The following is a 22504-nucleotide window of genomic DNA, read 5'->3' as shown; positions in this document are numbered from 1 at the left end:
CTGGAAAAGATGATGCTAGACCGAGGCCAGTGGCTTGCTGTTGCCCTTGTCGGCAAACTCGTCGGCCATATCCGTCGGGACGGTATCCGGGATCGCAATACCCTCTGCCAGGGCAACGCGCTCGGATACTTCACGGAGCATCAATGACAATGGGATTTCCAGCGCAACGCAGATTGAGGAGAGCAGCTCCGAAGAGGCTTCCTTCTGGCCGCGCTCAACCTCGGACAGGTATCCGAGGGAAACTCGTGCGCTGTGCGAAACCTCGCGCAGGGTACGACCCTGGCGCTGGCGGACGTCGCGCAGGACATCGCCGATTTCATGACGGAGTACTACCATTTTGTGCTCCTCCTTCTCGGGCTGGACCATATGGGCTTCTCCCATATCGCGCCAACGGACGACACCATTGACAGTTACGGGTTGCTTGACCATGAATTTAGCCTCTGCTCCTAGGTCCATCTCGAAGATCTAATCAAATACGGGGGCCATCCTTGCGGCCCTGCAATTCGTACAACGACAGGTCATACGATTTTGTTCCCGTACGTTCACCCTAATCACATAAATGCGAGCTACGCCACATCCGGGATGGTTTTTGCGTAATATCCCAGGAAGAAAAGTATTTCGTGTCTTACTGTGAAGAAGCTTTATCCAAGATGGCAGCGAACTGGTGAAGTGCCGCTTGGGTGCTCTGCTCGCGGATCTGCGCCCGGTCCCCCACAAAGTGGTGGGCCTCGGACCCGGAGTCGTCTCCCATGGCCCATCCAATATACACGGTGCCCACGGCCTTGCCATCGTGCGGCTCAGGGCCGGCGACTCCGGTTGCCGAAATCGCCGCGTCTGCGCCGCAGGCTCGCTGCGCGCCGACGGCCATCTGCCGGGCCACCTCGGGGTCCACCGATCCGTTGGCCGCAAGCAGTGCTTCGTCGACGCCCAGCAGCGAGGCCTTCACTTCGGAGGAATAGCTGACAACTCCCCCGCGCAAAACCGCCGAGGCACCGGGAACTTCGGCCAGGCGCGCGGCGATCATTCCGGCGGTCAGCGATTCCGCGGTCGCCAGCTGCACGGCGCCGTCGATGGCCTTGGCAATCACCTCGGGGGCTGCGGGCTTCATCTGTCCCTACTTCCGCTTCTTGGCGGCCGCCACCAGCTGGCCGGCCTTGATGAGGTATTCGATGCCGGTGACCACGGTGACCGCCAGGGTCAGCAGCATCAGGTACCAAGCCGCGGTGCCCAGCCAGTCAATGGTGTGGGTGTAGGGCAGCAGGTAGACCCCGATCACGATCGCCTGCAGCACGGTCTTGATCTTCCCGCCCATGTTCGCGGCGATCACGCCGTAGCGGATGACCACCACGCGCAGCAGGGTGATGCCCCATTCGCGGACCAGGATCACGATGGTGACCCACCAGGGCAGCTCGGCCAGGATCGAGAAGCACACCAGCGCCGAGCCGGTGAGCAGCTTGTCCGCGATCGGGTCGGCGATCTTGCCGAAATTGGTGATCAGCCCGCGGCTGCGCGCCAGGTCCCCGTCGAGCTTGTCGGTGTACATGGCCACCACGAACAATGCCAGGGCGACCCAGCGCCACAGGCCCTGCTCGTGGTTGTCCGCCATCAGCGCCCAGATGAAGAACGGCACCATGATGATGCGGATGGTGGTGAGCACGTTGGCGATGTTCAGCGTCGGTACCGGTGGCTGGGCACTGCGGCCAGCTTGCTCGCTCATGGGTATCAGTTTCTTCCTGTCAGGTTCCAGGCGTCCTCGCCCGAATCGTCGTCATCGGAGCCGTCGAAGTAGTCCACGGCCTGCGGGCGATCCTCCAGATCCCTGGCGACCAGGTCCTCGGCATAGTCGGTGACCGGCTCGGCATGGTTCACATTGGCCTCGGCGACCAGCGCCGCCTCGGTGGCCGACGGGGTGCTGGTGGCCGGATCGTCCCCGCGCATCGCAGCCAGCACCATCGGCAGGTCGTCCGGCTGGATCAGCACGTCGCGGGCCTTGGAGCCCTCGGAAGGGCCGACCACGCCGCGCGATTCCATCAGGTCCATCAGGCGACCTGCCTTGGCGAAGCCCACGCGCAGCTTGCGCTGCAGCATCGAAGTGGAACCGAACTGGCTGGTGACCACGAGCTCGGTGGCCTGCAGCAGCAGCTCCAGGTCGTCTCCGATGTCCTCGTCGATCTGCTTCTTCTTCTCGGCGGCCGGGATCACGTCGTCCCGGTATTCGGGCTGCAGCTGGCTCTTGACGTGCTCGACGACGCGGTGGATCTCCGATTCGGTGACCCAGGCACCCTGGACGCGCATCGGCTTGGAGGTGCCCATCGGCAGGAACAGCGCGTCGCCCTGGCCCAGCAGCTTCTCCGCGCCGGGCTGGTCGAGGACCACGCGGGAGTCGGTGACCGAAGAGGTGGCGAAGGCCATGCGCGAAGGCACGTTGGCCTTGATCAGGCCGGTGACCACGTCCACCGACGGGCGCTGGGTGGCCAGCACCAGGTGGATGCCGGCGGCACGCGCCAGCTGGGTGATGCGCACGATGGACTCTTCCACATCGCGCGGGGCGACCATCATCAAATCGGCGAGCTCGTCGACGATCACCAGCAGGTACGGGTAGGGCTTGAGCACGCGCTTGGAACCCTCGGGAGGGTGCACCTTGCCGGCCTTGACCGCCTTGTTGAAGTCGTCGATGTGCTTGAAGCCGAAGTTGGCCAGGTCGTCGTAGCGGGTGTCCATTTCGCGGACCACCCACTGCAGGGCCTCGGCGGCCTTCTTCGGGTTGGTGATGATCGGGGTGATCAGGTGCGGCACGCCTTCGTAGGCGGTGAGCTCCACGCGCTTGGGGTCGACCATGACCATGCGCACCTCGTCGGGGGTGGCGCGCATCAGGATCGAAGTGATCATCGAGTTCACGAACGAGGACTTGCCCGCGCCGGTGGCGCCAGCCACCAGCAGGTGCGGCATCTTGGCCAAGTTGGCCACGACGAATCCGCCCTCGACGTCCTTGCCCACGCCCATCACCATCGGGTGCTCGGACTTGCGGGCGTTGGAGCTGCGCAGCACGTCGCCCAGGGCGACGACTTCCTTGTCGGTGTTCGGGATCTCGATGCCGATGGCGGACTTGCCCGGGATCGGCGAGAGGATGCGCACATCCGAGGAGGCCACGGCGTAGGAGATGTTCTTGGACAGCGCGGTGACCTTCTCCACCTTGGTGCCCGGAGCCAGCTCGATCTCGTAGCGGGTCACCGTCGGGCCGCGCGAGAAGCCGGTGACCTGCGCGTCGACCTTGAACTGCTGCAGCGTGTTGGTCAGCGCGTCGACCACCACCTGATTGGCTTCGGAGGCTTCCTTGGCCGGCGGGCCGGCAGGCAGGTAGTGCTCCTCGGGCAGGGTGTAGGTGACATCCCCGGAGAGCTGCAGCTGCTCGCTGCGCGCCGGGATCGGCGCCTGCGGGGAAGTTCCGAGCCCGGCGGCGCGCGAGGAGACCTGGTCCATCGCGGAGGTGGTGGCTTCGGGTTCGGCCTTCAGCCCGATGTTGGCCATGATCTCGGCCATTTCGGCCTCGGCCTTGGTGGGGCGTTTGACCCCCGGCGGCGGGCCGGCCGGTTTCGGGATCGCCACTGTGGCGGCGTCTTCGCTGGCATCGGCGGGGCCGGAGCCATCCAGCTGCGGGCGGGCGATGGCCTGGGTGGCCGCCTCGTCGGCGTCGAAGATCTTGCCGGAGTTGCGGCTGGCCGCAGGCATCGCGTCGGTGGCAGGATCATCCTCGCCGATGACCGCCTGGTCGTAGGCGATATCGCCCGAGCGGTCGGAATTCTCCGTCCCATCCACGTCGTAGACTTCGGTGACCTTGCGGGCCGCGGCTGCACGGCGCTCGAAGAAGCCCGGCTTCTTCTTTTTCGGTGCCGGGGCCTCGGCCTCGGCCTCGGGATAGAGGTAGGACTGGTCGTGGTCCTCGCGGGTGGCATCCAGTTCCATCGCGGCGGTGGCCCGGGTGGCGCGCGGCGTATCCGGGTCCTGCCCAAGCAGGCGGTTGTAGCCGGCGCGCACGCGCGCAGGGATCTGCATCACCGGGGTGGCGGTGACGATCAGGATCGACATGAACACCAGGAAAATGAACACCGCCATGGCGCCCGGAACCGATATCAGCAGGCCCAGCGGGGTGCCCAGGATGGACCCGGCCATGCCGCCGGCATTCCACAGCGCTTCGAAGTCGTCGGTGACCGCCGGCGAGCCGTTGGCCAGCGAGGCGATCGATGAGCCGGAGAGCGTCATGATCAGCAGCCCGATGCCGATGCGGTTGTTCGCGGTGACAGCTTCGGGGTAGCGGAAGAGCCGGAAGGCGCCGATGAACAGGATGACCGGCAGCAGCACCGCCATGAAGCCCAGGGTGCCGCCGGCGACAGCGTGCACGCCGGTGCCGAACCAGCCGGCATCGCGCAGGCCCCACCATTCGATGACCGCGACAATGATCGCGATCAGCGCGAGGAACAAGCCGGTGCCGTCGCGGCGCAGCTCGTAGTCAGGCTTGACGGTTCCGCCGATGCGGCGGAACGCGCCGCCGAAGATCCGGGCAATGCCCATCCACACGCTGCGGATTGCGCGCAGCGGCAGGGCGAGTTCCGCATCCGGGTTCTCGGGCGTTTTCTTGGAGGACGAGGAGCTGGACGCCTTGGGTTTGCGCGTCGCAGTCTTCTTCGTCCCCTGAGACTGGGTACGTGGGGCCATACTCCAAGGGTATCGCCATAGGCTGGATGCGCCCCGAATTTACACGTCTGCACAGGGTTTGGCGAGGACTAGAGAATGATCACGTACCCAGCAAGGGGATCAACTTACTTGTCGTAGTTGATGACCATCATGTATCCACTACCATGGCGCATGCACGATGCGCTGTAGACGGTGTAGTTCGCATCCTGCAAGACGCGCACCTTGGCACCCTTGACGGCATTGCAGATTTGATAGCTGCTGTAGCCATAGGTCACTTGGGTGTCGGCTTGGGCAGCTGGCGCGAGGGCCAGACCAACGCCTGAAGCGAGCGCCAAGGCCATCAGGCCCGATGTGAATCGACGTTTCATACTCATGATCTCTCCTTTGAGATTTCGGTGATTCTGACGTCGCGCGGGCACAGCTACCCTGCAGCAGTCGAACGCGCCAGCGCAGTACTCACGGTTCCACAGCAGACGGTCAATATCAATAGTTTCTGGATTTAAAGCGTAGAAACCTGAAAAAGATATTAATTGACATGGCTATATTGCGGATATTTGTTGTAATTTCAAGGAGATATGAGTTGCAACCGGGCAATACTCAAGGTTCACGGGAATGCAGCGAAAACCGGCGAGCGCATCGGCTCAAGACGGGAAAAGCGGCGCTTGGCTTCCAATCGATGCGGTGTACGGCTGAAAGCATTGTCTTAGAAGCGGTTCAGAAGCCCATGGATCGCTGATGGTGGCAGTTCAGGCCCGCGGTAATGAGGTACCCGGTGGCACTGCAAACAGACAGGAACCCGAGGGCGATCAAGCTCAGCAAGCCCCACTGTCCCGCGGAACCGCCCATCAGTATCAGAATCGACGCAGGCAGCAGACCGCCAATGCCTGCGCCAAGTGCCGCGGAAGCTGCTTGCCGGGATGGGCTGTCACCCTCATTGCGCACTGCGCGGATTTCCAGGGCGACGTATATTCCTGAGGCGCACAGCAACCCCACTGCTAGTCCAATGCCGCAAGCGATCGCGACAATCTGCAAAGTTGCAGCAGCCGAGCCTGGCTGGAATCCTCCGGCAACTACTTCCCAGAAGAGCGCGAGCAACGCGAGCACACCGAATAGCGCTCCTGCCGCACCAGCGATCAAGAAGATCCGCGAGGCGATCGATGACACTGGTGCGGCAGTTTTTGCGTTCATGGCTCAAGCGTACGACGGCTTAGCCGTATTTCAAATAGTCGGTTAGCTAGGGACTTTAGGAGAAGTCCAGGCCGAGCAATGCGTTCTCGGTGACCTCCGGCAAGGCAGGGTGGATCCAGTACTGCTGCGTGGCGACCTCGCGCACATCCAGTCCGAAGGCCATGACCGTAATCATCTGCTGGATCAGCGTTGAAGCTTGCGGTCCCATGTAGTGCGCGCCCAGCAGCTTGCCGGTTTCCCTATCAGCGATGAGCTTTGCGATACCGGTGCTGTCTTCCAACGCCCAGCCGTAGGCCACATCCCCGTACCTCTGCACCTTGGCGGTAATGGCATGCCCGGCCTCGCGGGCTTCTTCCTCGGTCATTCCGACGTAGGCGATCTGCGGGTGGGTGAAGACCGCCGCTGGCACGTGCTCATGCGGCATCTTCTTCATGTTCTGCGGGTTCAGCAGGTTGTGGCGCACCGCGCGCATTTCCGCGTTGGCCACATGCTTGAGCAAGAATGGCGAGGAAATGTCGCCCAGCGCCCAGATGCCCTCGGCGGACGTCGAACGGCCGTATTCGTCCACGCTGACCCGTCCGTCCTCGGAGTCGATGCCCGCACGGTCCAGATCCAGCTGGTCGCCGTTGGGGATGCGCCCCGTGGCCACGAGCAGCACTTCTGCACTGGCGGTGGAGCCGTCATCCAGGGTCAGTGCTACCCCGTCGGGCTCCTGCACGGCACTGATCACGGTCCTGCCCTTGCGAACGTCATAGCGTTCTGCGGCCATCTGGTTGAACGGCTCGCGCAGATCGGCATCCAGCTGGCGCATGAGTTCGGAGCGGGCCAGGATGGTGACCTTGGTGCCCAGTGCTTCGAAAACGTGGGCGAACTCCATGGCAATGTAGCCGCCGCCGATGATCACGATGGACTTGGGCTGGCGGGCCAAGCGCATGATGTCTTCATTGGTGTGGAAGGCCACGCCCGAATCGATGATTTCCTGCGGAATGAAGGGGCGTGAACCGGCGGCAAGGACAATCTGGTCCGCGCTGATGGTCTTGGTTTCTGCTCCCTGCCCGGTACGCAGCGTGCGCTCGCCGACAAAACGCGCGTGCTGGTCGTAGACATCGATATTCGGTGTCTGCCCGCCACGGCGGTAGTCTTCGCCGCCCTGGGCAATGGGATCGATGCGCTTATCGAAGACCCTGCTCACGATGCCTGGCCAGTCCACGGAATTGACCTGGGCATCGATTCCCAGCCTTGCCGCTTGCCTGGTTTCCAGGGCGACGTCTGCGGCGTAGACATACATCTTGGTGGGGATGCAGCCGACATTCAGGCAGGTACCGCCGAAAGCGCCCTTCTCGATGATGGCAATGGATTTTCCATCGAATTCTGGACCCGGAATGGAGTTGCCAGAACCTGTGCCGAGGATGATCAGATCGTAGTGCTTGCCTGCCTCGATTGCGGCGGAAGACGTCATGGCAGTGGTACCTTTCACGGTCAATGCTGGGGCCCGGCAGGCAGGCGCTTGGCCATTGCTTGCCTACCGGGCAGGCTATCATCCGGGCACTGAACTGCCACTATGTTGCAGTGCTGGCTCATCTGCCAGGCTGAAGACCAGTTGCACGATGCCGTTCACGAGCACCGGCTGCGCATGGATCCCGTAGACCTGCAGCAGAAGTTGAGGTTTCAGCACCTCCTGGGGCGTCCCCGAAGCGATGACCCCGCCGTTGGCCAGCATGACCAGCTTGCTGCAGTAGCGGGCGGCCAGGTTCAAATCGTGCAGCACCACCACCGTGGTGGTTCCCAGTTCCCCGACCATGCGCAGCAGCTCATGCTGGTAGCGGATATCAAGGTGGTTGGTGGGTTCATCCAGTAGCAAGTGCTCGGCCTGCTGGGCCAATGTCCGGGCAACCAGCACGCGCTGCTTTTCGCCGCCGGACAGGGTCGAGTAGCGGCGGTCGGCCAAGTGCCGGGCGCCGACCCGGGACAGCGCCGAGGCAACTGCCTGGTGGTCCTCGCGGGCAAAGGCGGCCAGCGCCTTGCGGTGCGGAGCCCTGCCCAGGAGCACCATTTCGGCGACACTGACCGGCAGCTCGGTGGGCGTTTCCTGGGCCACGACGGCAATCCTGCGAGCAAGGTCGTTGCCGCGCAGCTCGGTGACGGGGCGCTCGTCCACGAGCACCAGTCCTGCCTTGGGCCGGAGCGCCGCATAGAGCGTGCGCAGCAGGGTGGATTTGCCGCTACCGTTGGGGCCGATCAGCCCCACGACTTCCCCGGGACCCGCCTGCAGCCCTGCCGATTCAATGACCAGCTTTCCGCCATAGCCCACGGAAATATCTGTAGCAGTAATCATGGTTCTTGCCTTCTTCCAGGTCTTTGGTTCTTATTGGGCCGCATTGAGCTTGCGAACCAACGCGAACAGCAGCGGGGCGCCGAGCAATGCGGTGACGATGCCCAGGGGCAATTCCTGCGGCGCCATCGCCGTCCGGGCCAGCACATCGGCCCAGACCAGGAAGATCGCGCCGAGCAGGGCGGCTACCGGAATCAAGGTTCGGTGCGTGGAGCCGACGCACAGCCGGGCTACGTGCGGAATCACCAGCCCGACGAATCCAATGCCGCCGGAGGACGCAACCAGCGCGCCCACGCACACCGCGGTCACCACCATGACGGCCGCACGCAGCTTGGCCGGAGATATTCCCAGCGCTTGCGCAGTGCCATCGCCAATGGCCAGCGCGTCCAGCGGCCGCGACCAATAGGCCAGCAGCGTGGCGGTCCCGAGCACCACGATCCAGGTGATCATTACCGATTGCCCGGTTGCCTGCGCCAATGAACCCAGCGTCCAGAAAAGCACCGAGCGGCCCGCATTGGGATCATCCGAAGCGAAGATCAGCAGCGAGGTGAGCGCGTGGAGCACATAGCCCACGGACACCCCGGCCAGCACCAGCCGGGTGGACGTCATCTCCGAACCGACCCGCGCCAGCAGGTAGACGAAGATCCCGGCGGCCAGCGCGCCGGCAAAGGCGCTCGTCGCCAGCGAGGCCGTGCCGATGCCGGCGGTGGCGCCAAAGAGGATCGAGGCCGCCGAGAGCGTGGATGCCCCGGAGGTCACGCCCAGCAGGTAGGGTTCGGCCAGGATGTTGCGGGTCAGCGCCTGCAGCGCCACCCCGGCCAGGGCCAGCCCGGCCCCGACGGCGGCACCCAGCAGCACCCGCGGCACGCGCAGCAGCAGGACGATGGACTCATCGGAAGCGCTGAACGCGCCAGGTGCGGATATCCCGGACAGATGCGCCTTGAGGATCTGCAGCACGGTGGCCGGCTCGATGGACACCGGGCCGAGCCCTACGGCCACCGGCAAGGTGGCCAGCAGCGCGGCCAGCAGCCCGGCGATCCACAGCCACGTGTGCCGGGCCCGCCGGTCATGGTCCAGGTCATCGCCGGAGCAGGCCAGCGGTTCCCGGAGTTCTCGCAATGCAGGTTCCAACGGGGTCATGGTTGCCTTTCCGGGGTTACGCCAATGGAATCGGTGCGCAGGCTCAGTGCCGCAGCCAGCGCAATCAGGGTCAATGCGCCAAGCACGGCAGCGGCGGCCAGGTAGCCGGCGGCGCCCAGCGCCGCTCCGGAGGCCGCTGTGCCCAGGAACAAGCCCAGGGACATTCCGGCCGCGTTCAGGCTCAGCGCGGTGCCGCGCACCTGCGTGCAACGGCTCACCAGCAGGCTCATCACGGCGGCCGAGACCACCGCGTGGCTGGCCGAAAGCACCGCCGTGCCGGCCACCGCCAGCGGCAGCACCGGCGACAGGTAGACGCCGAACAGCGCCACCAGGGAAATGCCCAGGCTGAGGGCCATCACGGCACGGGTGCGCCGCTGCGAATCCTCGGCATTGAGCATCCGCCCGGCCAGCAGGTGGCCGAGGAAGAAGGCCCCGCCGCTGACCGACCAGACGAAGGCGAACCAGCTGGCGGTCAGCGCGAACTTCTCCGCGTACAGCGGGGCGAGGAAGGCCAGATGCCCCATGAAGGCGCCGGCGCGGCCGAAGGAGACCAGGAGCAGCGCCCGGGCTCCGGGCACGCCAGCCAGGGTGCGGAAGGCAGCCAGGTAGCCCAGCCGGGCTGGAGCGGCGACAGGGTTTCCGGCGGATTGCCCGGCACCGCGGCGGCCGTAGCGCAGTACCGCCGGAATCAGGGCCATGCTGACCACGGCGATGGCGACCAGGTTGCCCTGCCAGCCCCAGAACAGGGCCGGCAGCACCAGCAGCGGCGCACCTACCGTGGAGGCCAGGGTCTGGGCCGTCATCACCAAGGTGGCTGCCCGGCCCGCGGCCGGGGTGGTGCCGAAGCGGTCCGCGGCCGCGGTGGACAGCGCGGGGTAGAGCAGCGCGTTGGACACGCCGGTGGCCAGGCAGAAGACGGCCAGCGCGGCCAGGCCCGAAAAGGTCCCCACGATGGCAGCCAGTCCCATCAGCCCCAGCGCCGCGGCGGCCACGGTGCCTGGGGCGATGCGCCCGATCAGCGGGGCCAGCGCGACTCCGGCGAGCACCGCGCCGATGCCGGCCAGCCCGCGCAGGGTGCCGGTTTCGGCATAGCCGGCCCCGGCCCAGTCGGCGATGGGCACCAGGAAGGTGCTCAGCACCGTGAAGGGCAGCAGGCCCAGCGCCGAGGCCAGCAGGGCTGGCCAGATTTCGGCGATAATGCGCCGTTCGCTGGGCAGCGGGTGCGCAGTTTCGACTTCTGGCTGGCTCATGCGGCACTCCCGATTCCGGCGCTGATCATGCCCAGGTCCTCGGCGAAGTCCTGCACCGCGAAGGCCGGCGAGCATCCCTGGCCGGCCCGGGCCGAGGCGGCTTGCACCAGGGCGTTTTCGTAGGCGGCGAGCATCGAGTCGATCATCGGGCAGGGAACGGCCAGTTCCCTGGCCAGCCCGGAGATGATCTTGGTGCGGTAGTAGTCTTCCTTGGGCATCCGCGGCGCATCCCATTGGCCCTGGTCATTTTGGAAGACCGGGCGGAAGGCGATGGCCGAGAAGTCGAAATAGCGGCCCTGCGCGTCGGGCTGCGAGAAGGGATCGATGAGCAGCGAGGCATAGCGCACGTAGAGCAGGTACTCCTGCTCTATGGCCGGCAGCTGCTCGAATCCGGCCGCTTTCGCCGGGTCGATGCTCTGGGGGTGCACTGGATATCCGTCATCGAGCATGAAGGCCAGCAGGTTGACCGGCTGCCCGCCAAGCGCGGCGGTAATGGCCGACAGCTCCCGCCAGGCCTCGGCCATGGAGTGGATCAGTGCCGGGGTGACCGGGCCTTCGGGATAGAGCTTGTACACGTACTGGGTGGGCGGGGCCGGGGCGAAGACCGCGCGCAGTGCCACATCGTTGAAGAACAGGGCCGGATGCACGTACAGCGACATGTTCCGCGCTTCGGCTTCAACCGGCAGTCCCATCAGTTTCACCTGTGTGCCAGCTGCGGCATGCACTGCGCGCACCCGCTGCAGCGCTGGCGTGTCCCCGCCAGTGGAGCCGGCGTAGATTCGGTTCTTGGCGCCGGCGGTCAGCACCAGCGCTCCGCCGGCCCCCTCCACCTGCCTGGTGTCCGCCAGATAGCTGGAGAGGCTGATGATTTCCGGGTCGGCGCCACTGCTGCGAGCGAATTCGCGCACCAGCGCCGCCGAACCCAGCGTGGGCGAGAGCAGCACGATCCTCGCAATCGTGTCCAGCACTGCCTGCGGCAGGTCGCGCAGCACTGGCAGGTAGGCGTCGGCGGTGACCGCCAACACCAGGGTGCCCCAGACCCCGCGCACCTGCTGGTAGCTGCGGTAGCGGTGATCGATACACACCCTCCCCGCCAATGCGGCATGGCCAGTGTTCTGCACCTGGACCTGGGCGATGCCGGCATTGGCATCCAGCGCGGCGAAGAAGGCGTCCGAGCGCCGCGAGGCGCGCCCCGCAATGCCCAGTTCTCCGGGCAGCGCCCCGAGCAGCACGGCGCATTGCACCGCGGCCGGCCCAGTTCCGGCGATAAGGATATTCCCTAGTTCATTCATCGGCTAATTGCTTTCAGTTTTCGTGTGCGCCTTGGTGTACAGCGCGATGTCAAAGACCTGCCCGGGCTGGCTGATGGTGCCGGTCAGCTGCCACAGCCGGGGGTCCACCGGTTGCATCGGGTAGTTGAACAGCGATTTCAGCCCGTCACCGAAGCGCATTGCCACCACCACGTCATCGCGGGTGCACGCGTGCAGCTGGTGCAGCAACTCGTATTTCAGGGAGACCGTGGAGCTGAAGACGATGTGCGTGACGTCGTGCAGGAAGTCCAGCTGGTCGATTTCCTCGCCCAGCAGGCGGATATCCAGGCCCTCCCCCAACTGCTCTACGACTCGTCGGCCCAGGTCCAGCGCCTCAGGATCGATGTCGATCCCCACAGCGGTTGCTCCGGTGAGCGAAGCCAAGTTCAGCAGAGTCATCGGGAAGGAACCCGAGCCGACCAGCAGCACCTTGGAACCGGCATCCGGGGCGACAGCCCCAAATTCCTCCGCGATGCAGGATTCGATATTGGCGAAGTACCCGTCTGCTGCGGTTCGCCCTTCAAGCAAGCGCAGTGCCCTGTACTTCTCGATGACCGCGACGCAGCGCGCCGATTCGGTACGCAGCGCTGCCACCAGTGCCGTGCCGGATTCAGTGGCGGCCAGTTGGCCATAGCCCGGTTCATTGGCAGGGTCGGTGACCAGCTGGGCATAGCTGGCCAGCAGCTCTTCAAGTGCAGCCGCGTGGCGCGTCGAGCCGTCATAACCTTGGGCAGCTTCAGCGAACCGGTCGAGGTAGCCGCGCAACACGACAGCCAGGCCAGCCTCGACGGCGGACGGGGTGCCCGGTGGTATTTCAATCATGGATATATGCAGTCCCTTCGGCCACGATGCTGACTTCCGTGCAGATCTGCAGCGCGATGGCCCCGGTGCCGCAATCTGCGTGCACCTGCACGGTGCCTCCGGGCTGTTTCACGCTGGCTTTGACCGGAGCTCCAGTTTTCGCAGCGAGGTAGGCGCCTAGAGCGGCGCTTCCTGATCCGCAGCTGCCTTCCCAGACGAGGCTCCCAAGCGCCGGAACGCTGACCAGCGGGGCCAGCTGGCCACGTGCCGGATCGTAGAGCATGATGCCCACCACGGACACCGCTTCGCGAGCGCCCAGCTCCAGGGCCTGCTGCTGCGCCCGCTTGCGCAGCTGAGGATCCGAACCGTCGCATTCGGCGACCAGATGCACCGCATCGGCGAAGCGCACGAGTCCGGCGTCGGCAACGCCCGGGAATGGATAGGGATCGATGCGCAGCGGCCATGGAATCTCCAGCTGGCAGCGGTAGGCAGTGCCGGCCGGTTCTACCCGGCAGCTCAACGGCTCAATGGCCCCGGAAACCTCGATCAGCAGCTCCAATGGGCCGAGGCCGGCCCGGCGCGCGGCATGCAGCGCGGCGAGCGACAACGCGGCATTTGCGCAGAACTCCCCACCGGCCATGTGCAGCCGGGCATCGGCTTTCGGCGAGCTGGGCGGCAGGATGAACCCGACTTGCTCGGCATGCACATGCTCGGCGCGCAACAACCGGTCAGCAATGCTGTGGTAGTGCGCCTCCGGATGTCGGCTGGTCACCAGCACGGTGGTATTCGATGCCGGGCTGAGCTTGGCAAATTCCACTTCCGTAGCCCACCTGGCCAGAGCACTGCGGGGACTGTAACCGTGTACCGAGCGAGCTTGCCTGATCTGAGAGTGCATTGGACGGCGCACTGCCGCTGGCCGGCGCATCAACGGGCCAGCCGGTCGGCGATCAGCTCGACCCCGTCCACGGCCAGCGGACCGGGCGAGGAATAGTAGTAGTTCAGCGGCACAATGGCGCTGTCCTGGTCAATGGCGGGCAAACCCGCCAATTCGGGGCGGTTGCGCAGCTCGTCGATGACCTGCTGGTCCGTTTCCAAGTTCGAGGACCCGGTCGGCAGGTACATGGCGAAGACCTTGTCGGCTGAGCTGTTCACGAGTTCTTCGGTGGAGGGCTCGAAGTAGCGCTTGGGAACGTCGCTGAAGACGTTCTCCATGCCCAGTAATTCCATCTGCTCGGCAATCAGGGATTCATGGCCATAGGATCCCAAGGTGCCGGAGACGGGCACGTACAACGGCATGCCCCGCTGCCCACTGGCCTGCTTGGCATTGCGCGCTGCCTGCTCGACGCGGGAGCGCATGTCCTTCACCGAGCCGGCGGCTACCTGTTCGGTGCCGAAGAGCTGTCCGTAGGATTCCACATCCTTGTAGATCTGGTCGAAACCGCTCAGTCCTCCGGTGGATCGATCCTCGAATCCAGCGCAGTACCCGCTGACGGTCAGCATCTTCACTCCGGCGCTTTCCAAACGCTCTGCCAACGAATCCAGATCGATTCCGGCTGCGATATCGGTTCCGATCACCACGTCCGCACCCGAGGCCAGGATCATTTCGTAGGAGACGTCATGGGAGTCTTCGGTGATCCGATCGGCCTTGCGCACCACCGCCATGGTTTCTTCGTCGAAAGGCACCTGCATGCTGCCTGCGTAGTGCGTGAGCTTGTCTCCCGCTCCAGCGGCAGTCAATAGGGCTGGCGCTTCCGAGCCCACAGCGAGAACGCTTTCCGGGGCCTTGTCGAAGACTACTTGCCTTCCGCAGCTGTCTAGGACAAGGTTTGTCGTCTCGGCACCCTGCGGCGCGCCGCTGGCGGATCCGGGCGGCGTGCTGCACCCGGTTACCAAAGCCAAGACTGCAACTGGCACGGCCAGCTTCCAGGGGTTGAGTTTTTTCATCTATCAGTGCTCCATTCATGGCAGGCGGGCGTCGACCGCCGAATTCCAGCGAGTCCTCAGCCAACAACGCTAAACACTAATGAGAATCATTATCAATTGTCAAAATATGTCAGCACCGTGCTCTTCCCAGCCCAAGCCGTTTTCGGGCAATGAAAAGCAGCCGCACTGCCCGATATTGAACGGGCGGCACGGCTGCCGTGATGCTGCTTTTCTGTGCTGGATTGCGGGCTAGAGTCCCTCGGAAGCCAGCCAGGCCGAAGCGATGTCGGCTGCCGATTTCTTGTCCACGGTGCTTTGGACATTCAGGTTCACCAGAACCTGCGCCGTCAGTTTCTCGCTGACCGGATTGAGGACTTCCGCCAATTCCTCGGATTGATCAGCAGCCACCAATGGCACCACGTTTGATGCCAGGAACAGCGACTTCGGATCTTCCAGAACCACGAGGTCTTCGGTCTGGATGCGCGGATCGGCGGTAAAGACGTTGGCAATATTCACCGTGCCGGCGACCAGGTCTTCAACGGTCGTATCGCCCGTTGCAGAGAACTCCGCCTTCACGCCGTAGGTGCTTTCCAAGCCCTTGGGGCCGTAGGGGCGCTCAGCAAGTTCGGGCGGGCCGCCAACGATCAATGGTTCGGAGATGCCGGCAAGGTCCTCGATGCTGGTGAGCTTGTTGGCTTCGGCGAATTTTTTCGTCACCGTATAGGAGTCCTGGTCCGAAGCCTCGGCGGCTTCGAGCACCGCGAGTGATTCAGGCAAGGACTTCTTCAGCTCGTCATAGACTTCCTCGGAGGAACGTGCTTCGGTGTCTTCCTTGTAGAACTGCAGCAGGTTGCCCGTGTATTCAGGGAAGACGTCAATGCTTCCGTCTTCCAGCTGGGGCATATAGGCATCGCGCTGCCCGATGCTGAATTGCCGTTCTACTTCCATGCCGGCTCCTTCAAGTGCCTGGGCATAGATCTCGGCGACAATTTCATTTGAGTAGTAGGCCTGCGAACCTACCACGACCGTTGTTCCGCCATCCTGGGCGGCATCGCTTTCCGTGGCCAGCGGGTCCGCACTGGAGCATCCGGCCAGTACCAGGCTTCCGGCCAGCACGAGAGCGCTTGTGGAGAAAAACTGCTTCCTGTTCATGACATTTCCCTTTCGAGGGTGATTTGGTCATCGGTATAGTGGAACTTCTTCTTCGTGCGCGCACCCAGACCGCGCGGTACGGCAGCTTTCTGGGCCATGGCAAATGCCAAGTCCAGCACAAGGGCCAGCGCCGCAACCATCAAGGCTCCACCCAGGACCATGTCGAAGCGCCGCAGGTTCAGTCCGGTGATGATGGGCAAGCCCAGGCCGCCGAGGTTCACGTAGGCGGCGACAGTTACCGTGGCCACCACTTGAAGCACTGCGGAGCGGATCCCGCCCACGAGCAGGGCAAGGCCTAGTGGAATCTCGACTTTGAAGAGTATCTGCCATTCGGTCATCCCCACGGCCCTGGCAGCGTCAATGGTTTTGCGGTCAATGGCTTCGAAGCCGGTGTAGGCTCCCGCAAGCAGTGATGGAATCGCCAGCACAACGAAAGTCAGCAGGGCCGCTTCTGGCTTGTGCAGTACACCGAGCAGCAGCACCAGCAGGATCAGCAAGCCGAAGGATGGCACCGCCCGGGCAATGCCGGCGATGCCGACCGCAATTTCGCGCCCTTTGCCAGTGTGCCCGATTGCCCATCCGGCGGGGATGGCAATCACGCCAGCGATCAGCACTGCCAGCACGGTGAACAGCAGGTGCTGCCCCAGCAGGGCAGCCAGTCCCCCATCGCCCTGCCACTGTTCAGCTGCGAAGATCCATGACAGCGCATCGGAAATCAGATTCATGATGCCGCCTGTTCAGTGGACTTCGGCGCCGGCGTTCGCCGCTTCAAGGTGCTCGCCGTGGTCCACGGCATCAGCCAACGACCCGCCAAAAGCAACAGCAGGTCGACCAGCAGGGCGATCGCTGCCACTGCGATAATGCCGGCCAGGACTTCCTCGATAATGCGGCGCTGCAAGCCGTTGGTGAACAAGTAGCCCAGGTTGGTGACGCCGACCAGGATGCCAACCGTGGCCAGCGAGATCGTGCTGACCGCGGTCACGCGCAATCCGGCCAGAACCACGGGACCGGCCAACGGGAGGTCAACAGCAAAGAAACGACGTGCCGTTCCGTAGCCCATGGCCGTTGCCGCCGACCTGGTTGCCGGGTCGACCGAGTTCAGCCCGTCGACCACGCTGCGCACCATGATGGCGACCGCGTAGATCGCCAGAGCGAGAATCAAGTTGGCTTCGCTGATCGCGCTCATCCCGGTGAGCACGGGCAGTATCATCAGCAAAGCCAATGAAGGGATCGTGTAGAGCAATCCAGTGAGGCTCACGACTGGTCCGCGCAGGAGCTTGTATTTCCAGGCCACCCAACCCAGCGGGATCGACGCAGCGAATCCGAGAACGATTGCTATCACGGACTGGCGCAGGTGCTCCAGCGAAAGCGACCCAATGAGTCCGAGGTTTTCCAGGATCCAGTTCACTGGACTGTTCCGTCCTCGACAAGCTTGCCCTGCGTCCGACCTTGCGCATCGATAAGGACGGTTCCATGTTCCGTCTGCTTCAGGCTCAATGCCCGGGACCCGCGCTGCGCACCGATGAAGGAGGCGACGAAATCATTGGCTGGATGCTCAATAATTTCACTGGGGCTGCCTACTTGGAGCTTCTGTGCGCCGGCCGCCAGAATCACTACCTGGTCTCCCAGCAGGAAGGCCTCGTCAATATCGTGGGTAACAAAGACAATGGTCTTGTCGAGTTCTCTTTGGAGTCGAAGCAATTCTTCTTGCAGCTCGGCGCGAACGATAGGGTCAACCGCGCCGAAGGGCTCATCCATGAGCAGGATGTTCGGGTCCGAGGCAAGTGCCCTGGCGACACCGACTCGCTGCTGCTGGCCTCCCGAGAGTTGGTGCGGATAGCGGTCGGCCTGCGCAGGAATTAAACCTACGGTTTCCATGAGTTCGAGGGCTCGTTTGCGTGACGCGGCTTTGGACTTGCCTTGAAGCCGCGGCACGGTAGCGATGTTCTCCGCGACGGTGAAATGCGGCATGAGTCCCGAGTTCTGCATGACGTAGCCAATGCTTCGACGCAGTTCCACCGCTGGCTTGTTGGTGATGTCCTCCCCATCGATCCGAAGCACTCCATGGCTCGGATCAACCATGCGGTTTACCATCCGCAGCAAGGTCGTCTTGCCGCAGCCTGAGGATCCCACGAAGACTGTGGTGCGGTGTGCCGGAATTTGCAGGCTGAAATCCTTGACGGCAACCGTGCCATCCGGATAGTGCTTCGAGACGTTCTCGAACTCAATCATGCGCATTCCTCCTCGGCGGTTTCATTCCGAACCTTGTGCGATGCCTGAGCATGTTTCGTCTCCTTGAGCTGTCGTTGAGCCCAATTCTGCCTCAAATGCGCTGTGACAGCACCCAATGCCGGGAATCATTCAGCTTCAAACAGTTTGGCGCTTACCGTATTCCTACCAGAATGTCGGTAGAGTGAGCCAAAAGCATTTTTACGGCATTTGGAGAATACATTGCACAAACGCTCGAAATTCATGGCTACTGCCGCTTTGGCAATTGGTGCCTTGGCTCTCTCGTCACCAGCAATCGCTGACACGCAAGGTTTTACCCCAACCGGTGATTGGGACAGCGCAGTTATCATGGACACTCGCACCGGGGAGGTGCTGGAGCGGATCGATGCGGACCAGTGGGATTCGGTCATTGTCATGGACGCGCAAACGGGGCACGTCGTGCCTCAAAGTCCTGCTCCGGCAATCGAACGGCCTGACTGGCCGAAGCCTGCATTCTTGAGTTTCGTTGGATGACACTGAATTTCTACACAGGCACTGTTGGAGCTGTCCAAAAAATTATTGCCTCGAACCATAATTGGTTCGAGGCAATAATTCCGGAAGTCTAGGCTTCGAGCACTACCGGGACGATCATTGGGCGGCGGCGCAGCTTGCGCGATACCCACGAGCCGATCACGCGGCGGGTGATCTGCTGCAGCTGGTGCGTGGTGTGGTTCGGGTTGTTGCCCACTGCTTCCACAATCGCGGCTGCAATCTTCGGCTTGATCTCGTTGAAGACCGAGTCCTCTTCCGCCACACCGCGTGCGTGGATGTCCGGGCCGGAGATGATCGTGCCGTTCTGGCGGTTGATCACGGTGATGACCGAGATGAAGCCTTCCTCGCCCAGGGTGACGCGGTCCTTCAAGTCATCGTCGGTGATGGTGCCGACCTTGGAGCCGTCAACGTAGACGTATCCGCATTCGACCTGGCCGACGAGCTTCGCAACGCCGTCCTTCATGTCGATGACCGAACCGTCGTCTGCCAGCAGCACGTTGTCCTCCGGGACACCGGCCTGCGCGGCCAGCCGGCCGTTGGCAATCAGGTGGCGGGTTTCGCCGTGCACCGGGAGCACGTTCTTCGGGCGCAGGATGTTGTAGCAGTACAGCAATTCGCCAGCCGATGCGTGGCCGGAAACGTGGACCTTGGCCATGCCCTTGTGGATGACCTCCGCGCCCAGGCGCATCAGGCCGTTGATCACGCGGAAGACCGAGTTCTCGTTGCCCGGGATCAAGCTGGAGGCCAGGATGACGGTGTCGCCCGGGTTGACCTGGACCTTGTGCTCGCCGTTGGCCATGCGGGACAGGGCGGCCATCGGCTCGCCCTGCGAACCGGTGGACATCAGCACGACCTTGTGGTCCGGCAGCGAGTCGATCTGCTTCAGGTCGACCAGCACGCCCTGCGGCACGTCGAGGTAGCCCAGGCGTTCGGCGATGCCCATGTTGCGCACCATCGAGCGGCCGATGAAGGCAACCTTGCGCCCGTGCATCGCGGCCGCATCCAGCACCTGCTGCACACGGTGCACGTGCGAGGAGAAGGACGCGACAATGATGCGGCGGCGGGCGCGCGCGAACTTGGCTTCGAGGACCGGGCCGATCTCGCGTTCGGCCACGGTGAAGCCCGGGACTTCGGCGTTGGTGGAGTCCGGCAGGAACAGGTCCACGCCTTCCTCGCCCAGACGCGCGAAGTGGCGCAGGTCGGTGATGCGGCCGTCCAGCGGCAGCTGGTCCATCTTGAAGTCGCCGGTGTGCAGCACGGTGCCGGCCTCGGTGCGCAGGAATACTGCCAGGGCGTCGGGGATCGAGTGGTTCACGGCAACGAATTCGCATTCGAAGTTGCCAACCTGCGCGATCTCGCCCTCCACCACGATGTTGGTGTTGGCCTTGATGCGGTGTTCTGCCAGCTTTGCTTCAACGAAGGCCAGGGTCAGCTTGGACCCGTACAAAGGGATGTCTTCGCGCAGGCGCAGCAGGTAAGGAACAGCACCGATATGGTCCTCGTGGCCGTGGGTCAGCACGAGGCCCACCACGTCGTCCAGGCGGTCCTTGATGTAGGAGAAGTCCGGCAGGATCAGATCCACGCCAGGCTGGTGCTCTTCGGGGAAGAGCACGCCGCAGTCGACGATCAACAGTTTCCCGTTGAGTTCGAATACGGTCATGTTTCGGCCGACCTCGCCCAAGCCGCCGAGGGGAACAATGCGCATTGTCCCCTTCTTCAGCTTCGCCGGAGTCTGCATACGCGCAGCGTCAGCCTTGCCTACTGAACTCTCAGTCATATGTGGTTAGTCCCTTTCGTTACAGATCCCATCCACCTTCACGTAGGTCCGCGCGGATGGCATCTAGCTCTGCGTCCGACGGTGCCAACAGCGGCAGCCGGACGACGGTGTTCGGCAGGACACCCTGCCAGTGAAGTCCATATTTTGCGGCAACGGCGCCCTGAATGTGGCCCATGATGCCGCGCTGGATCGCGTCCAGCTCAAAGTGTGTGGTGCGTGCAGTTGCCAGATCTCCTGCATGCATTGCATTAACTAGCGTACGGTACTTGGCGGCTGCAACGTGAGCGGTGACCGAAACCACGCCGACTGCACCGGCCGCCATCAGCGGCAGGGTCAGGCCGTCATCGCCCGAGTACACGTGCAGATCGGTGTTGGCCAGCACGGTGGTGGTGGACTGGTAATCCGCTTTGGCATCCTTCAGCGCAATGACCTGAGGAATCTTGGCCAGCTCGATAATGGTTTCCGGTGCCAGCGCAATGCCGGTGCGTCCAGGGATGTCATAGAGCATGATGGGCAGCTCAACAGCTTCGGCGATGGCCTTCACGTGGGCGATGACGCCTGCCTGGCTTGGCTTGTTGTAGTACGGGGTGGTCAACAGCACACCGTCGACGCCCGCTTCCTTGGCTGCCAGCGAAAGCTTGATGGAGTGGCGGGTGTCGTTCGTGGTGGAACCGGCCAGCACCGCGGCCCGGCCGCCCACCGCTTTGGCGACGGTACGGAACATCTCGATGTTCTCTTCATCGGTCAAGGTCGAGGTCTCGCCGGTGGTGCCGGTGACAACTAGTCCGTCGCAGCCATCATCAACCAGCTTCGTTGCCAGTTTTGCGGCCAACGCGTAATCGACTTCACCCGCTTCGTCGAAGGGCGTGACCATAGCGGTCAGCACGGTTCCGAACGGGTATGCCTGCTTATCAATTGCACTTGTAGCCATGGGATTAAATCTACACTCGCGCATGTTGCATTGGCATCCCCGGAACTATTCGTGGTGCGATGATTCCATGAACGATTCGGGTAGTTCCCAGCGCCTGCTGGGCGTGGATGCGGCGCGGCTTGCCGCCATCCTCGGCATGTTCGCCGCGCACGTCTTCGCACTGTATGAAATCAGCGGCGCACCCGCCTACTCCCCAACGTTTACCGGGGCTGTCGCCTCCGGCAGGGCATCGGTCCTGTTCATGGTGCTGGCCGGATTATCCCTGTGTTTGCTCTCGAAATCCTTGGCCCGGAAGGGCTTCTCCCACCCTAAGGTTTACTCAGTCCTTGTGCTGAGAGCATTAATTATTGCCGTGCTCGGAATGGCAATTGGGTCAATAAATGAAGCCATCGCAGTCATCCTTGTCCACTATGGGCTACTATTTCTATTGCTTCCGCTGACTCTGAAGCTCTCAAGAATAACCATTTGGGTAGTCTCAGCTTTGTGGCTGCTGCTGATGCCGGCACTTTGGCGGCCCCTGGCCGGCAGCTGGATGGGGAACGCCCTGGGCCATAATCCAAGCTTCGGCGACCTTCTCGCCCCGCAATTGCTCCTCAAGGATCTGGTCGTCACCGGATACTACCCTTTGATGATCTGGTTCGGATTCGGCCTGCTGGGAATAGCCATCGGAAGATGCAATCTTCACAGCACGAGAACCGCTGGTCTGCTTGCCGCGGCCGGGACGCTCATCGCCGCGGCGACCTATGCAGCGGGACATCTGGTAAGCATGAAGAATGCCGCGATCATAGCCCGTGAACTGGATCTGGATCTGTCCCTCGTTCCAACAATGATCACCACCGGGCGCTTGCCGGGCACCAATCTCGATCCGTTCCTGGATAATCCCGCCTACCTCTGGTTGCCAACCGGCCACAGCAATTCCTTGCTGTCCACGCTGCACAACGCCGCCTGCGCTGCCGCTATCATCGGACTGCTATCGCTGATTATTGGCCGACTTGGCGTGCTGGGCCGGATTCTGGCTGGCGCCGGCCACGCACCACTGACCCTATACGCCGGACACATCATCTTGCTGCCGGCGATGAAAGAGAACATGGATCCGACGGCCATCTGGTGGATTCTCTGTTCAGCCACTGCCGTCTGCGGAATTTGGCTCGGCTTCAGCCGGGCATCCGGTCCGCTGGAATATGGCGTCAGGGTACTCAGCGGAGCTGACACCGATCCCGAAACGAAGATGAAGTTCTAGATCGACGG

General features: G+C 63.2%; 22 protein-coding genes. 2 read left to right on the top strand and 20 right to left on the bottom strand.

What is annotated here, in order from left to right:
• Positions 1 to 15 precede the first annotated feature (15 nt).
• From F0M17_RS05485 to F0M17_RS05400, 18 genes are all read right to left on the bottom strand, one after another.
• Positions 16 to 429: a helix-turn-helix domain-containing protein gene (locus F0M17_RS05485; protein ID WP_149596620.1), complete on the bottom strand. Its 414-nt coding sequence runs from the start codon at positions 427 to 429 to the stop codon at positions 16 to 18.
• Positions 430 to 625: 196 nt separating this feature from the next.
• A complete protein-coding gene (locus F0M17_RS05480; RefSeq protein WP_149596619.1) occupies positions 626 to 1108 on the bottom strand; it encodes a CinA family protein in 483 nt (160 codons plus the stop codon).
• Positions 1109 to 1114: 6 nt separating this feature from the next.
• A complete protein-coding gene (gene pgsA / locus F0M17_RS05475) occupies positions 1115 to 1717 on the bottom strand; it encodes a CDP-diacylglycerol--glycerol-3-phosphate 3-phosphatidyltransferase (protein WP_121866470.1) in 603 nt (200 codons plus the stop codon).
• Positions 1718 to 1722: 5 nt separating this feature from the next.
• A complete protein-coding gene (locus tag F0M17_RS05470) occupies positions 1723 to 4713 on the bottom strand; it encodes a DNA translocase FtsK (protein WP_121866469.1) in 2991 nt (996 codons plus the stop codon).
• A 104-nt stretch (positions 4714 to 4817) separates the two neighbouring features.
• A complete protein-coding gene (locus F0M17_RS05465; protein WP_143181063.1) occupies positions 4818 to 5066 on the bottom strand; it encodes a hypothetical protein in 249 nt (82 codons plus the stop codon).
• Positions 5067 to 5406: 340 nt separating this feature from the next.
• Positions 5407 to 5880, bottom strand: a complete 474-nt coding sequence (locus tag F0M17_RS05460) for a hypothetical protein (RefSeq protein WP_149596618.1) — start codon at positions 5878 to 5880, stop codon at positions 5407 to 5409.
• A 55-nt stretch (positions 5881 to 5935) separates the two neighbouring features.
• A complete protein-coding gene (gene mtr / locus F0M17_RS05455; protein ID WP_149596617.1) occupies positions 5936 to 7339 on the bottom strand; it encodes a mycothione reductase in 1404 nt (467 codons plus the stop codon).
• A gap of 78 nt (positions 7340 to 7417) precedes the next feature.
• On the bottom strand, positions 7418 to 8215 hold the full coding sequence (locus F0M17_RS05450) for an ABC transporter ATP-binding protein (RefSeq protein ID WP_149596616.1): 798 nt from the start codon (positions 8213 to 8215) through the stop codon (positions 7418 to 7420).
• A gap of 30 nt (positions 8216 to 8245) precedes the next feature.
• Entirely contained in the window at positions 8246 to 9352 is a 1107-nt protein-coding gene (locus tag F0M17_RS05445) for an iron ABC transporter permease (protein WP_149596615.1), read from the bottom strand.
• Positions 9349 to 10602, bottom strand: coding sequence for an MFS transporter (locus F0M17_RS05440; RefSeq protein ID WP_149596614.1), 1254 nt, complete (start codon positions 10600 to 10602; stop codon positions 9349 to 9351). The genes F0M17_RS05445 and F0M17_RS05440 overlap by 4 nt, the downstream gene beginning before the upstream one ends.
• Complete coding sequence (locus F0M17_RS05435; RefSeq protein WP_149596613.1) at positions 10599 to 11894, bottom strand: opine metallophore biosynthesis dehydrogenase; 1296 nt, start codon at positions 11892 to 11894, stop codon at positions 10599 to 10601. Before F0M17_RS05435 ends, F0M17_RS05440 begins: the two co-directional genes overlap by 4 nt.
• A gap of 3 nt (positions 11895 to 11897) precedes the next feature.
• The gene (locus tag F0M17_RS05430; RefSeq protein WP_210416698.1) at positions 11898 to 12734 is read right to left on the bottom strand and encodes a class I SAM-dependent methyltransferase; all 837 of its coding nucleotides are present in this window, start codon (positions 12732 to 12734) and stop codon (positions 11898 to 11900) included.
• Positions 12727 to 13530, bottom strand: a complete 804-nt coding sequence (locus F0M17_RS05425) for a diaminopimelate epimerase (protein WP_149596612.1) — start codon at positions 13528 to 13530, stop codon at positions 12727 to 12729. The genes F0M17_RS05430 and F0M17_RS05425 overlap by 8 nt, the downstream gene beginning before the upstream one ends.
• A 107-nt stretch (positions 13531 to 13637) precedes the next feature.
• Positions 13638 to 14657 (bottom strand): ABC transporter substrate-binding protein, encoded by a 1020-nt coding sequence (locus F0M17_RS05420; RefSeq protein ID WP_149596611.1) that lies wholly within the window; start codon positions 14655 to 14657, stop codon positions 13638 to 13640.
• A gap of 228 nt (positions 14658 to 14885) precedes the next feature.
• Positions 14886 to 15788, bottom strand: coding sequence for an ABC transporter substrate-binding protein (locus F0M17_RS05415; RefSeq protein WP_149596610.1), 903 nt, complete (start codon positions 15786 to 15788; stop codon positions 14886 to 14888).
• A complete protein-coding gene (locus F0M17_RS05410; protein WP_038992621.1) occupies positions 15785 to 16513 on the bottom strand; it encodes an ABC transporter permease in 729 nt (242 codons plus the stop codon). Before F0M17_RS05410 ends, F0M17_RS05415 begins: the two co-directional genes overlap by 4 nt.
• Entirely contained in the window at positions 16510 to 17196 is a 687-nt protein-coding gene (locus F0M17_RS05405) for an ABC transporter permease (protein ID WP_121866463.1), read from the bottom strand. Before F0M17_RS05405 ends, F0M17_RS05410 begins: the two co-directional genes overlap by 4 nt.
• Entirely contained in the window at positions 17193 to 18020 is an 828-nt protein-coding gene (locus F0M17_RS05400) for an ABC transporter ATP-binding protein (protein ID WP_149596609.1), read from the bottom strand. Before F0M17_RS05400 ends, F0M17_RS05405 begins: the two co-directional genes overlap by 4 nt.
• A 207-nt stretch (positions 18021 to 18227) precedes the next feature.
• On the opposite strand from F0M17_RS05400, the gene F0M17_RS05395 reads away from it, so the two are divergent.
• A complete protein-coding gene (locus F0M17_RS05395) occupies positions 18228 to 18530 on the top strand; it encodes a hypothetical protein (RefSeq protein ID WP_157801625.1) in 303 nt (100 codons plus the stop codon).
• Positions 18531 to 18618: 88 nt separating this feature from the next.
• Here F0M17_RS05395 and F0M17_RS05390 read toward each other — a convergent pair whose 3' ends face one another.
• Positions 18619 to 20325, bottom strand: a complete 1707-nt coding sequence (locus F0M17_RS05390; RefSeq protein WP_038989607.1) for a ribonuclease J — start codon at positions 20323 to 20325, stop codon at positions 18619 to 18621.
• Positions 20326 to 20344: 19 nt separating this feature from the next.
• Positions 20345 to 21256, bottom strand: a complete 912-nt coding sequence (gene dapA, locus F0M17_RS05385; protein ID WP_038989608.1) for a 4-hydroxy-tetrahydrodipicolinate synthase — start codon at positions 21254 to 21256, stop codon at positions 20345 to 20347.
• Here dapA and F0M17_RS05380 point away from each other — a divergent pair.
• Positions 21192 to 22496: a heparan-alpha-glucosaminide N-acetyltransferase domain-containing protein gene (locus F0M17_RS05380; protein WP_210416697.1), complete on the top strand. Its 1305-nt coding sequence runs from the start codon at positions 21192 to 21194 to the stop codon at positions 22494 to 22496. The genes dapA and F0M17_RS05380 overlap by 65 nt on opposite strands.
• The last annotated feature ends 8 nt before the right edge of the window (positions 22497 to 22504 follow it).

The organism is Glutamicibacter sp. ZJUTW (assembly GCF_008370855.1).
Lineage (GTDB): Bacteria > Actinomycetota > Actinomycetes > Actinomycetales > Micrococcaceae > Glutamicibacter > Glutamicibacter nicotianae.
This window is presented reverse-complemented; position numbering and strand designations above follow the sequence as displayed.